Below are 270 nucleotides of genomic sequence, written 5' to 3' on the forward strand. Positions count from 1 at the left end.
GGTCTTGGTCGTGTGCGTGATCGCGCCGCCCAGCGCCTCCTGCGTCACGACTTCGTTCGTCACCGTCTTGACCACGTCGGGGCCGGTCACGAACATGTAGCTCGAATCCTTCACCATGAAGATGAAGTCGGTCATCGCCGGCGAATAGACCGCGCCGCCCGCGCATGGCCCCATGATGAGCGAAAGCTGCGGCACCACGCCGGACGCCAGCACGTTCCGCTGGAACACCTCGGCATAACCGCCGAGCGACGCCACGCCCTCCTGGATGCG

Annotated in this window: 1 protein-coding gene; it reads right to left on the minus strand. The window is 65.6% G+C overall.

Annotated elements, in window-relative coordinates:
- A partial coding sequence (locus tag AC0IYH_RS31725) for a carboxyl transferase domain-containing protein (protein ID WP_471838234.1) occupies positions 1–270 on the minus strand: 270 nt, incomplete at both ends.

Source organism: Pseudomonas sp. AC463, from assembly GCF_979253585.1.